We start from the raw sequence: 12,916 nt of genomic DNA, 5'->3' as shown, positions 1-12,916 counted from the left end.
ATCTTGTGCAGGCATGTGATAAAACCCATACGATTTAATTACGAGAATTCATCATTTAACAGCAATTGACTTACTCTTCTGAGACCTATAAATAAAATTCAGACTTGATAAGTTCTATAAACGTATCTCTTGCTTTATGGTTGCTCACGTTTTTATGCCAGAAAAAGTGATTTTGCATAAAGGCAAGATGTTCAAACTTATAGCTTTGAATATGCGCTAAATTTTTATATTGCTCATAAATACTCTTAGGGACTAAAGCCACACCAGAACCAGCACTCACACAACCAATAATCGTGGCATAACTGGTAATGCTGGTGATGGGAAGTGAAATATTCTTGAGTTTAAGCCATTCTTCTAAAGCTGCACGGTAAGGGCAGCCTTCAGTCCACATAAAAATTTCTTTGCCAATCAGATCTTCTTGGCAATGAATTTCACCTAAAGAGTGAGATGCAATCAAGACCATGTCTTCTTGGTAAATACTGAGTTTATTCAGCATCGGAAACTCAATATTACCTGCGACAATTGCACCATCAAGTTTGTGCTGAGAAATATCAACCAATAACTGTTTCCATGTGCCAGTAATAATTTGAATAGAAACTTCTGGATAACGTTGATGATATTTTGCAAGTAAGTTGGGTAGGCGAGTTGTAGCAGAAGATTCAATAGCTCCAATTTTGAGCGGGCCAGAGGGGGGGGCATCAGGATGAATACTCCGTTTGGCTTCATCGCATAGCGCTAAAATTTTATGGCAATAATCGAGAAAGATTTCTCCTGACGGTGTGAGTTTTAAAGCTTTCCCTTCACGATAAAACAATGGTGCGCCGAGTTCTTCTTCAAGCTGCTTAATGCGTGTAGTGATATTGGATGGTACGCAATGTAGTTGTAGTGATGCTTTAACCATGGTCCCGCATTCAACCACGGTCTGAAACATTTTTAACTGGGTAATATCCATATTTAATCATTCACTTTTAATGAATATTTGACTCAATATAAGTTAATTTTATTCAACTATCTATGTGCATATGATGAAAGAGTTCCATTTCATTAGTGCAGATTTAACATGGCAATTTCTCTTGCTGCGGAAACCCAGCCTCCAGCTTTTAAGCTTTACTTATGTATTGCTATTACTGTCTTTTGTTGGGGGTATTCACCTATTGGTGTACATAGTGCCTTGCATTCATATACACCGCAGCATATAGCTTTGCTCCGCTTTTTAATTGCATCAGTTTTTTTACTGCTTTTGGTCATGAAAAAAGGTATTCAGCCTTTAAATTGGAAAGATGTTCCTGCGCTAGGTGTATTAGGATTTTTCTCTGTAACGCTGCATCATTTGCTTATAAATGCTGGGCAGCAATATGTAACTGCTGTTGCTTCCAGCATTTTAAGTCAATCTATTCCGCTATTCACTTTTATTATTTCAGCTTTGCTTTTTAAAGAAAAAATTCGTTTCAAACAGTGGTTGTGCATTTTGCTTGGCCTTTGTGGAGCCGTGTTGGTGGTTAGTGGAGATCATGGTTTTGGTGTACCGAGTCCTTATAGTTTATTGATAGTTTTAGCTGCAATTGCATGGGGGCTTTATTTTAATTTATATAAAAAATTTGCCTTAAATTATGATGCCTTGAGCATGATGTGCTACATCATTTGGTTCGGGACCATTCCTTTACTATTTTATAGTGCCCATTTACCGAATGAGATGTTACATGCTACTTGGCAAGCCAATATGTCAGTTATCTTATTGGGTATTTTCCCAAGTGCAATGGCTTATGTACTTTGGGGATATGTACTTAAAAATATGCCGTTAACGATTGCATCGAATTTTTTATATTGTTCGCCGATTGTCGCGATGAGTTTAGCGGTTCTTTTCTTAAATGAAAAACCGTCAATGATGGTGCTGCTAGGTGGAGTAATTATTGTGGGGAGTTTGGTATGGATGAATTGGGGGAATAGGCGTACTATCGAATAAGCTATATCATGCGCTACTTGCTTTAAGAGAATGAGATGATTGTTGTTACTTTAACTTATAAAAAACCGTTAGCCGAAGTTGATGCAGTGCTAAAAGAACATATCGCATTTTTAGATCATTACTATGAGCAAAAGAAATTTCTGGCATCAGGTCGCCGCGAAAATAGAGTAGGTGGGGTAATTTTGGTTCTCAGCTCTTCTATTCAAGAAGCCGAGGAAATCATGAAAAATGATCCATTTTATATTCATGATGTGGCCAATTATGATTTTATGTGGTTTGAGCCGTCAAAAAGTTTAGAAGAAATTAAAGAGTTTATTTAACTCAAAAAATAAAGGGATCTATAAAAGATCCCTTTATTTAAAAAGAACTAATTAACCCTGCAATACACTCACATCAGCCACAGCAGTAAACAAGTTACGCAACTGAGCCAATAAACGTAAACGGTTTGCTTTCAGTTCAGCATCATCTGCCATTACCATTACGCTATCAAAGAATGCATCAATCGGCGCGCGAAGTGCTGCAAGCTTAGATAGGGCAGCAGTGTAGTCTTTTGCTGCAAGTAATGGTTCAACCACAGGAGTTACTGCTTGAAGCTCAGCAAATAATGCTTTTTCAGCGTCTTCAACCAAGCTTGCTTCAACTACAGAACCTTCTGGTGCAGCTTCTTTTGCAAGAATATTAGCAACACGTTTATTTGCAGCAGCAAGTGCAGCAGCTTCAGGTAATGTGCGGAAGTGGTTAACAGCATTTACGCGCTTGTCAAAATCAAGTGGAGATTTTGGTGCAAGTGCTTGAACGGCTTGAAGTACATCAACAGCAACGCCTTGGTCTTCGTACTTGGCACGGTAACGACCTTCCAAGAATGCAACAGCATCAGCACGAGTCTTGTCGTGGTCTTTAACGATATCGCCATAGCCTTGAAGCGCAAGATTCACTAGCTCTTCAATCGTTACATCTAATTCATTTTCAATGATTAAACGTAAGATACCAATTGCTGAACGACGAAGAGCAAACGGGTCTTTAGAGCCTGTTGGCGCTTGTCCAATACCGAAAATACCAACCAGCGTATCTAAACGGTCGGCAATGGCAATGGTTGTACCTGTTTTGGTTTTTGGTAAAACATCACCCGCAAATTTTGGTAAATATTGCTCACCTAAAGCTTCAGAAACTTCAGTGTTTTCACCTTCAATACGTGCGTAGTAAGTACCCGCAATACCTTGAAGTTCTGGGAATTCACCAACAAGTTCAGAGGTTAAGTCGCATTTAGCAAGTAATGCAGCTTTTTCAGCATCTGCTGGGTTTGCACCAGTGATTGAAGATAATGCAACTGCAAGTTTTGCAATACGTGTTGATTTGTCCCAAAGCGTACCAAGCTGAGCTTGGAATACCATGTTTGCTAATTTTTCTTTACGAGATGCAAGCGGTTGCTTTTGGTCTTGTAAAAAGAAGAATTCAGCATCAGACAGACGAGGACGAACAACTTTTTCATTACCTTCAATAATTTGAGTCGGGTCTTTAGACTCAATGTTTGAAACAGTAATGAAGTAAGGTTGTAATTTACCTTCTGCATTGATCAAACAGAAATATTTCTGGTTGTCTTGCATTGTCGTAATAAGAGCTTCTTGAGGAACAGCTAAATAGCGCTCTTCAAAAGTTGCACGTAAAGCTACAGGCCATTCAACCAGACTTGTTACTTCATCAAGTAAGTCAGCTGGAACAATTGCAGTCGCGTTAACTTCATCAGCTAACTTTTTCACTTGTTCTTGAATGGTTGCTTGACGTTTTTCAAAGTTCGCAACAACGTAAGCTTTTTCTAAAGCAGCTAAATAGTCATTTGCATGCGCTAAAGTCACTGCTTCAGGTGCATGGAAACGGTGACCATAAGTCACATTGCCAGCTTTGTGATCTTGAATAGTCGCGTCAACAATTTGGTCATCTTTAAGTAAGAGAACCCATTTCACTGGACGTACAAATTCGGTACGGCTTGCAGCAGAACGCATGCGCTTAGCAATTGGTAAATTGTCTAATGCAGTTTGTAAAATCTGTGGAAGTAAAGCGTCAAGGCTTTGACCTTTCACATCTTTTAAATAGCAAACTTTTTCAACTTTACCTGCTTGGAAAGTAGAAAGCTGATCAGCAGTAATGCCTTGACCACGCATAAAGCCTTCAAGTGCTTTAGTCGGTTTGCCTTCTGCATCGTAAGCTGCTTGAACAGCAGGGCCGTCAAAACGTTTTTGTGTATCCGCTTGCGCAGCATCGATATCAACAATTTTAAGCGCTAAACGACGTGGAGCTGCATAAGCTTCAATAGATGCGAAGTTTAAGCCTGCATCATTTAAGCCTTTTACCGTTTCTGCCTGTAATGCATCACGTAATGTTTTTAAGCTTTTTGGTGGAAGCTCTTCACAGCCAAGTTCGAATAAAACAGTATGTTTGCTCATTAGTTTTTCTCCGCCTTTGCTGCTTCACTTTCAGCTTGTGCTTTTAGCTGTGCCAATACTTCATCACGTAAATGCGGTTCTGCCATTGGGAAGCCAAGTTCTGCACGCGCTTGTACATAACTTTGTGCAATTGCGCGCGCCAAAGTACGTACACGTAAAATGTAACGCTGACGCTCAGTCACAGAAATTGCACCACGTGCATCAAGCAAGTTAAAGGTATGAGACGCTTTAACGACTTGCTCATAAGCTGGTAGTGGAAGTTTAGCTTCCATTAAACGGTTAGCTTCTGACTCGTAGAAATCAAACAGTTCAAATAGTTTATCAACTGGAGCGTATTCAAAGTTATAAGTCGATTGCTCAACTTCATTTTGATGGAATACGTCGCCGTAAGTTACCGTGCCGAATTGGCCTTTGGTCCAAACAAGGTCATATACCGAATCAACACCCTGTAGGTACATCGCAAGACGTTCTAAACCGTAAGTGATTTCGCCTGTTACTGGGTAACATTCAACACCACCAACTTGTTGGAAGTAAGTGAACTGAGTTACTTCCATACCGTTAAGCCAAACTTCCCAACCTAAGCCCCAAGCCCCAAGAGTTGGAGATTCCCAGTTGTCTTCTACGAAACGGATATCGTGAGTAAGCGTATCAATCCCGATTGCTTTTAAAGAATCAAGATAAAGCTGCTGGATGTTGTCTGGGTTTGGCTTAAGTACCACTTGGAACTGATAGTAGTGTTGCAAACGGTTCGGGTTTTCACCGTAGCGGCCATCTTTTGGACGACGTGAAGGTTGAACGTATGCCGCGTTCCAAGTCTCTGGCCCTAAAGCACGTAAGAATGTTGCGGTGTGGAATGTTCCAGCGCCCATTTCCATGTCGTAAGGTTGTAGTACGACGCAGCCTTGTTCGGCCCAATAGTTTTGTAGGGCAAGAATTAAGCCCTGAAATGTATCAATGTGCGAGATGGCGCGACTCATGTAGCATCCACGAATTTATGAGAAAAATTGCCCCTAAGTATAAGGATTTTGTAGGGGAGTGGCAAAGGCTTAATCAAATGAATACGTGATTAGCCTATTTGTTTTCGGCTTAGCCATTTCAAGCTTAACCAGTAGCAAAAGCCGGTAAATAAAATCATGAGATAAAAACTGTAAATCTTATAAATATTCCACCAAGGAGACGGGAATGACCCGACAAAAAAACAAACGTGCAATAGGGCTAATCAAAATCCAGATCGCAGTTCCGCTGATGAAAATACTCATCAGATTTAAACGACTTTTACGGGCCAGAAAATAGGAAATGATATATGCGAAAGGAATAATTAGAAGGCCATAAAAAAGTAAATAAAATAAGAAATGGGCTAGTAAAATAACTCCAATCGAATAAAGGTTAAACTCAGCATTTAATGTCATGACCCCTAAGGCAGATAAACTCAGCAATGGTAGGGGTGCAAGCGCAAGTGCATGAATAATCGTTTTTTTGTTATATTGAAGCATATTAAAAATTATAGAACTGAGAAGAAGTTATGTTGAAATTTTGCTGCAAACTTATTGTTTTATCCAGCCTTTTCTGTAGCCCGTGGCTTTACGCGCAAACTGAAACTGATGAGCAAGATGAATACAATCAATGTGTAGACCAGACCATTAAAGAAATGAAGCTTGAAAGCATTAATAATATGGTCGTGTATAGCTGTTCTGAACAAGCTAAAAAGACTTATGAAGAAAAAATTGTTGCTCTGATTGATCAAATTCGTGCACAAAGCGAAGAATACAAACAGCCAGAACGTTACCAAGATATTTTAAAATCTCAGCGACTCTGGAAAGCCTATGTAGATCAGGAATGTAATAATGCAGGTTCATATATCGGCTCACCGATGTATTCATATTGCCCAATGCAAGAGTATGAAAAGCGTGTAAAGCAGCTTGAAGAATACGTTAATTAAGACAGATTATTTTAAACGTCACCTCATGACGCTGAGCGTACTTCCCTAGATTAAATTTAAGAATGCGACATGATATTTTCTAAACGATGCCATAAATGAGTCGTTTGATATGTCTGATCGCATTCGGGAAAAACTACAGATTCTTGCTGATGCTGCTAAATATGATGTGTCTTGTTCATCAAGTGGCAGTGATCGTAAAAACAAAAATAAAGGTTTGGGGGATGCCAGTCATTCGGGTATTTGCCATAGCTATACTGAAGATGGTCGTTGTGTGTCTCTCTTAAAAATTCTGTTTAGTAATGTATGTATTTTTGACTGCGCCTATTGTGTTTCACGTCGTTCTAATGACGTTCAACGTGCCGCATTTACGGTACAAGAGGTCGTCGATTTAACCATTAATTTTTACCGTCGTAATTATATTGAAGGGTTATTTTTAAGCTCCGGCATTTTTAAATCGGCCGATCACACGATGGAGCGCATGCTCCAAGTGGTTAAAAAGTTGCGTCTTGAAGAAAACTTTAATGGTTATATTCACTTAAAAACGATTCCGGGCGCATCGCCTGAACTGATTCATGAAGCAGGTTTATATGCTGACCGGATGAGTATTAATTTAGAAATGCCGACAGAGATGGGGCTAAAAACTTTTGCGCCAGAAAAATCACATGAGGAAGTACAAAAAGATTTAGGTTTGGTTCGTGACAGACTCATTCAACTGAAAGATGAACGACAAGTTATTAAGCATGTGCCGAAATATGTACCAGCAGGGCAGACCACCCAAATGGTGGTAGGAGCGCATCAAGAGTCAGATCAAGATGTCTTGTTCATGGCAGACAAGCACTATAAAGAATTTAAACTCAAACGCGTCTATTATTCGGGTTATATCCCAATTAATACCGAAAATAATTGCTTGCCTGCTGTTGGTTCTGCACCGCCGTTGCTTCGTGAAAATCGACTCTATCAAAGTGATTGGTTGATGCGTTTTTACGGTTTTGAAGTCAATGAAATTGTTAATGAAAAACACCCAAATTTGGATCTGGATGTAGACCCAAAATTAAGCTGGGCGTTAAGGCATCCCGAGCAGTTTCCAGTAGATTTAAATCGTGCAGATTATCAAATGATTTTACGTGTACCGGGTATTGGGGTGAAATCGGCCAAGAAAATTGTGCAAGCACGCCGGTTTGGCAAAATCCATACCGATTTACTTAAAAAACTCGGAGTGGCCTATCAGCGTGCAAAATTCTTTATTCGCTGTGAAGACAGTCCAAAATTCCAAAAAGAATTGTCTTCAAGTTTTATTCGGCAGCAGATTTTAACGCAGGGATCTTCGAAATATGTGCAGCAACTCTCGCCACAATTAAGCCTTGGGTTTTAGCCATGTTTAATGAGGAGGTTACTTATTATTTTGATGGTTCAATGGTTGGGCTGCTAAGCTGTGTGTTTCGTGCATTTCAATTTAAAGAATTACAAGTCAGACTCTGTTTGAATGATGCAGCTCAACATGGTTTATTTGCCGATAAAATTGAGGTTGCAAATAATGAGCAACATGCTGAACGTGTATGGGCTGCGCTACAAAAAAAGCTTTCATCTTCTTCGTTAAAACAATTTTATTTTGCTTATTTATCCGAATCTTTAGATGCCTATCAGCATTTATTTAATTACTGTATTTATGTGTTTACTAGCCATGTTTCCATAGAAAAAGATTATTCAAATCCTAGTGTTCTGGCAATTGCACAGTGGACGAAAAAGGTCGGGCGAGAGAAGCATCGAATGGAGGCTTTTATTCGTTTTAAGAAAACTAAAGATGAGCTTTTTTTAAGTCTGGTTCGTCCTGATTTTAATGTTTTACCACTCATTCAGCCGCATTTTAAACGGCGTTATCAAGATCAGCGTTGGTTGATTTATGATGAGCAACGTAAGTTTGGAATTTATTATGATTTACGGGAAATACAGGAAGTTTCGCTCGAAGCCTCGGACGTTGACCGTAATTTAAAAAATGGAATGAGTCAAAGCTTTCAGCTTGAGTTAGATGAGCAAGAAGTTTTGTATGATCAGCTTTGGAAAGATTATTTTAAGAGCGTAAATATTACAGAACGCCAGAATATAAAGCTCCATGTGCAATATTTGCCGAAACGTTACTGGCGTTATTTAAATGAAAAATTGATGGAATATTAAAATTTTCAAATAGTAAGAATATATTCAACAGGTTTTCTGATAATTTAAAGATATAATTTAAATGCACTTTATGTGGCTTTGGGCGTATACTTTTGCCCGTTATAAATAACGGCATATCCCCTAAGGTGTACTGTGAGTGTTATACAGCCAGAATGGTTACAGATTTTAAAACCGAATTTTAAGGTTTTACCACTAAAAGAACGGTTGCTTTGTGGCGTTGGAGCGCTATGCGGTTTAGCAATTTCTTCCTTAATTAGCTGGTATGTTTTAGATGGGATTAATGCATGGTACATTGCACCTATGGGAGCTTCCTCAGTTCTCTTATTTGCTGTGTCGACCAGTCCGCTGGCTCAGCCTTGGAATGTTATTGTTGGTAATACCTTAGCCGCCATTATTGGCGTAGCCTGTGCACAGTACATTCCGGATTTAACTACGGCTTTTAGTGTGGCTGTAGGGCTTGCTATATTTTTAATGATGACCACTGACTCTTTGCACCCACCAAGTGGTGCAGTTGCGATTACGGCTGTGTTGGGTGGTGCGGCTATTCACAAATTAGGTTTCTATTTTGTTTTCTATCCAGTTCTACTCAATTCATTACTTCTACTCGGTTTCGCCATCTTTTTTAATCGACTGATTGGGCGGCATTATCCGGTTACTGCACACTTAAATGAACGCAGTAAAGATCCAACGCCAACTCAAAAAGTCTCAATTCAGCCAAAAGATATTGAATATGCATTAGAGCATCACACTGAACTATTAGATATTAGTCAGTACGATTTAGAAAAAATCATTTTAGAAGCGCAAGAACATGCCAATGAACGCATGGTGAACCAATATGCCTGTCAGGATATTATGAGCCGTGATGTGATTAAACTACATGAAGATGATGATATTCATCAGGCATTAGATAAATTTAAACAAGTGAACTTGATGAGCTTACCTGTGGTCAATGCAGAAAACCATTTAGTAGGAACTTTAGCGCTATATGAAGTTGTGGAGTGGTTTAAAGGGGCAGCCGATCCAAGAAACTCATGGCAACATTATGTAAAGCAAATTATGAGTCGTCGAGTTGTTACTGTACTACCAACTCAGCCTATTCAAGATCTTGTACCTTACTTTGTTGAGAAGTCATTTAACTATATTCCTGTTGTTGAAGAGCGAAAACTGATAGGAATCATTAGCCGTGCAGATATGATCGCGGCATTACAACAGCAGTTAAATCGAAAACTATAATTTTAAGCATAAAAAAAGCTACGGTTGATTAGGGGATGCAACCGTAGCGACCAAAATAAACTAAGTGATTTAATGTATTTGTTCTTCTCGTACAGTACGAACAGGTTGTTGATAACCTTGTACTTGTTCAGGCTGTCTTTTCGGAATAACTAACCATAATACCAAGTAGACTAAAATTCCTGGGAAAGCCGCACTCATTACCGAGACCAATACGAAAATAATGCGTAATAAATTTGCGTTCCAACCAAAACGTTCAGCAATACCGCCCATTACACCGGCGATCATGCTTTGTCGGTTCGAGCGATATAAACCAGAATTGGTCATGTAGTTCTCCTCAAATATATAAATGACAAGGTTTGTTATTTCCCTTGGTTAATAGAAATATGGCGACAAAATTAACTAATTAAAGTCCGATAAAATTAAAAATAGTTAAAATATGTAAATGATTTAAATGAATGAAAGCAACATCTACTAAAATGCACCCTTTCGGGGCTAAAAGTGTTTGTAGCAGTAATGGTAGTGTTCTTAAATCATAATTTGAACAGTCACATTGCTGTTGTATGTGAATGATGTATATGTCTTTGAAGTGGTCTGGTCTTTTAATTAAACATTTAGGTTTGGCAACCATCTTATGTATGGCGCTGAGTGCCTGTGATGCAAATCATGCCGATTCTAAGGATCACTCAGCGTTAGCAACGACCTCTAAACATGATAATAGTCTAGTTAAAAGTACGACTGCAGTTAAAACGTTGGATGATGCAGCAGGGCGAACTTTTTTACCCGATGGTGCACCAGATCAGACATCTAAAATATCTGAATCAGATCAACAATATGCAGGTCGCTATCATACCCGTATTTCATGTGAAGATAATTTTGCCGATTGTGAAACAGGTGAAGCGGAATATATTTTAAACTTATTACCTGATGGCACTGCGTATTGGAACGTTGTTCATTTTGGGCGAATCAGTAATAAAGATGGTGCAAAAAGTGCAGTCATCAATCGATTATGTCCTTCATTAAATTGGAAAGTTGATTCTGCTGCTCATGAGTTAAAGATTCAGTGTCCAACATCAGATGTTAACTTCTACTTCAATATTATTTCGAAACAGAAATTAATCGTAAATTTAGAAAAACTGTTCTATAGCGATTATGGTAAAAATCGTGAGTTTTTAGAACAAAACTATTTTGTTCCTACAAAAGCTTATGTACTTAATAAAGAATAAAGTTATTTTAATTCAATAAAAAAGAGCGCAATATTAATTGCGCTCTTTTTTATTTTACTACTTACTTATTATTAGTAGTCGAAGCTAAAGTGTTCAACTGGTAATGAAGTAAGTGTACGAGAAGTCGTTACCATTGATTCTGCATGACCTTGTGCACGTGGTAATAAACGGTCGAAGTAGAAATCAGCAACTTTAATTTTTGCTTTATAGAATTCAGGAGTTTCTTTACCGTCACCTGCTTCTAATTTTTCAGAAGCAACTACGGCTTGTTGAGCCCAGAAATAAGCCATCATGACATAGCCTGAGAACATCAAGAAATCTACAGAAGCAGAAGATACGATGTCACGGTCTTTACGTGCAGCAAGCATGATACGAACAGTTAAAGTGTTCCATTGAGCACAAAGCTTTGTTAAATCCCAAGCGAAACGACGTAAGTATTTATTACGTGCATGTGTTGCACAGAATTTTAAGATTTCAGCAGTGTATTCACGCACTACTTTACCTTTTGAGCTTAACAACACTTTACGACCAATCAAGTCGAGTGCCTGAACACCAGTTGTTCCTTCGTATAAAGTAGAAATACGAGCATCACGTACGATTTGCTCCATACCCCATTCTTTGATGTAGCCATGACCACCATACACTTGCATACCGTGGTTAGCAGCTTCTAGGCCAAGCTCAGTCAAGAAACCTTTTAAAATTGGTGTATAGAAACCAAGTTTGTCATCATAATCTTCAAATGCAGCTTGGTCACCGCGCGTCAAAGCGTCTGTCATTTTGTCAGCAAGCTGTGCTGCGTAGTAGATCATTGAACGACCGCCTTCAGCGATCGCTTTTTGAGTTAATAACATACGACGTACATCAGCATGGTGAATAATCGCATCAGCCACTTTATCTGGATCTTTTTTACCAGAAAGGGCACGCATAGACATACGTTCTTTGGCATAAGGTAGAGCACCTTGGAAAGATAACTCAGCATGTGCAATACCTTGAACCGCAGTACCAATACGCGCAGTGTTCATAAAAGTAAACATCGCATGTAAGCCTTTGTTTACTTCACCAATGAGGTAGCCTGTAGCGTTGTCAAAGTTCAATACAGCCGTTGCAGAAGCACGAATACCCATTTTGTGTTCGATTGAACCACAGCTAACAGTGTTACGTTCACCTACGCCACCATCAGCGGTTGGAATAAACTTAGGAACGATAAATAAAGAAATACCGCGTGTACCTGCTGGTGCATCTGGAAGACGTGCAAGCACGATGTGAATAATGTTCTCAGTTAAATCGTGTTCACCAGCAGAAATGAAGATTTTTGTACCAGAAATTTTATAAGTACCATCAGCTTGAGGCTCAGCTTTAGTTTTTACCTGACCTAAGTCTGTACCACATTGAGGTTCGGTTAAGCACATTGTGCCGCTCCATGTACCTTCAACAAGTTTAGGCATATAGGTTTGTTTTTGCTCATCTGTACCGAATTGCAAAATCGTATTCATACAACCTGAGCTTAAACCCGGATACATGGTAAATGACCAGTTCGCTGTACCCATCATCTCTGATTTAATCAGGTTTAAAGACATTGGAAGGCCTTGGCCACCAAATTCTTCAGGATAAGAAAGTCCTTGCCAGCCACCCATTACAAACTGGTCATAAGCTTCTTTAAAACCTTTTGGTGTTTTCACTTCGCCATTGTCAAAATGGCAACCTTCTTCATCGCCAGATTGGTTAAGGGGAGAAAGTACGTTTTCACAATAATCTGCCGCACCTTCAAGAATCATATCTACAGTATCTGGATCTGCACTTTCACCATTTGATAAAGTTTTATAGTGAGCAGGATAATCTAATACTTCATTCATTAAGAAGCGGATATCGTGTAGGGGAGCTTTATATGCTGGCATGGCTTTAATCCTAATTGTAAGACATTGTGGGATTATCTGAATCGATGATT

General features: G+C 39.0%; 12 protein-coding genes and 1 pseudogene. 7 read left to right on the top strand and 6 right to left on the bottom strand.

Annotated elements, in window-relative coordinates:
- Nucleotides 1-85: 85 nt before the first annotated feature.
- Entirely contained in the window at nt 86-952 is an 867-nt protein-coding gene (locus ABLC00_RS16690; RefSeq protein WP_004711757.1) for a LysR family transcriptional regulator, read from the bottom strand.
- A gap of 108 nt (nt 953-1,060) precedes the next feature.
- Here ABLC00_RS16690 and ABLC00_RS16685 point away from each other — a divergent pair, with 108 nt between their 5' ends.
- Complete coding sequence (locus tag ABLC00_RS16685; RefSeq protein WP_006582582.1) at nt 1,061-1,963, top strand: DMT family transporter; 903 nt, start codon at nt 1,061-1,063, stop codon at nt 1,961-1,963.
- Nucleotides 1,964-1,998: 35 nt separating this feature from the next.
- Entirely contained in the window at nt 1,999-2,283 is a 285-nt protein-coding gene (locus ABLC00_RS16680; protein ID WP_006582583.1) for a YciI family protein, read from the top strand.
- 51 nt (nt 2,284-2,334) lie between these two features.
- On the opposite strand, the gene glyS is transcribed toward ABLC00_RS16680, so the two are convergent.
- The 3 genes and pseudogenes from glyS to ABLC00_RS16665 form a co-directional block, all read right to left on the bottom strand.
- Nucleotides 2,335-4,404, bottom strand: a complete 2,070-nt coding sequence (gene glyS, locus ABLC00_RS16675; protein ID WP_032066782.1) for a glycine--tRNA ligase subunit beta — start codon at nt 4,402-4,404, stop codon at nt 2,335-2,337.
- Nucleotides 4,404-5,381 carry a glycine--tRNA ligase subunit alpha gene (glyQ, locus tag ABLC00_RS16670; RefSeq protein WP_000085212.1) on the bottom strand — a complete coding sequence of 326 codons (978 nt, stop codon included), beginning with the start codon at nt 5,379-5,381 and terminating at the stop codon, nt 4,404-4,406. The genes glyS and glyQ overlap by 1 nt, the downstream gene beginning before the upstream one ends.
- Before the next feature lie 89 nt (nt 5,382-5,470).
- A pseudogene (locus tag ABLC00_RS16665) lies at nt 5,471-5,897 on the bottom strand (hypothetical protein).
- 29 nt (nt 5,898-5,926) lie between these two features.
- Between ABLC00_RS16665 and ABLC00_RS16660 the strand changes: the two are divergent.
- The 4 genes from ABLC00_RS16660 (at nt 5,927) to ABLC00_RS16645 (ending at nt 9,748) form a co-directional block, all read left to right on the top strand.
- Nucleotides 5,927-6,343: a lysozyme inhibitor LprI family protein gene (locus tag ABLC00_RS16660; RefSeq protein WP_004711766.1), complete on the top strand. Its 417-nt coding sequence runs from the start codon at nt 5,927-5,929 to the stop codon at nt 6,341-6,343.
- Between the two features lie 109 nt (nt 6,344-6,452).
- A complete protein-coding gene (locus tag ABLC00_RS16655) occupies nt 6,453-7,715 on the top strand; it encodes a putative DNA modification/repair radical SAM protein (RefSeq protein ID WP_033846997.1) in 1,263 nt (420 codons plus the stop codon).
- A gap of 2 nt (nt 7,716-7,717) precedes the next feature.
- Nucleotides 7,718-8,515, top strand: a complete 798-nt coding sequence (locus ABLC00_RS16650) for a TIGR03915 family putative DNA repair protein (RefSeq protein WP_006582586.1) — start codon at nt 7,718-7,720, stop codon at nt 8,513-8,515.
- A 132-nt stretch (nt 8,516-8,647) separates the two neighbouring features.
- Entirely contained in the window at nt 8,648-9,748 is a 1,101-nt protein-coding gene (locus tag ABLC00_RS16645) for an HPP family protein (RefSeq protein ID WP_004711771.1), read from the top strand.
- A gap of 69 nt (nt 9,749-9,817) precedes the next feature.
- On the opposite strand, the gene ABLC00_RS16640 is transcribed toward ABLC00_RS16645, so the two are convergent.
- Entirely contained in the window at nt 9,818-10,072 is a 255-nt protein-coding gene (locus tag ABLC00_RS16640) for a PspC domain-containing protein (RefSeq protein WP_002052345.1), read from the bottom strand.
- 251 nt (nt 10,073-10,323) lie between these two features.
- Between ABLC00_RS16640 and ABLC00_RS16635 the strand changes: the two genes are divergently transcribed.
- Complete coding sequence (locus tag ABLC00_RS16635; protein WP_025466886.1) at nt 10,324-10,971, top strand: hypothetical protein; 648 nt, start codon at nt 10,324-10,326, stop codon at nt 10,969-10,971.
- A 71-nt stretch (nt 10,972-11,042) separates the two neighbouring features.
- Here ABLC00_RS16635 and ABLC00_RS16630 read toward each other — a convergent pair whose 3' ends face one another.
- Nucleotides 11,043-12,866: an acyl-CoA dehydrogenase C-terminal domain-containing protein gene (locus ABLC00_RS16630; RefSeq protein WP_004884612.1), complete on the bottom strand. Its 1,824-nt coding sequence runs from the start codon at nt 12,864-12,866 to the stop codon at nt 11,043-11,045.
- Nucleotides 12,867-12,916 lie beyond the last annotated feature (50 nt).

The organism is Acinetobacter nosocomialis (genome assembly GCF_041021905.1).
GTDB lineage: Bacteria > Pseudomonadota > Gammaproteobacteria > Pseudomonadales > Moraxellaceae > Acinetobacter > Acinetobacter nosocomialis.
This window is presented reverse-complemented; position numbering and strand designations above follow the sequence as displayed.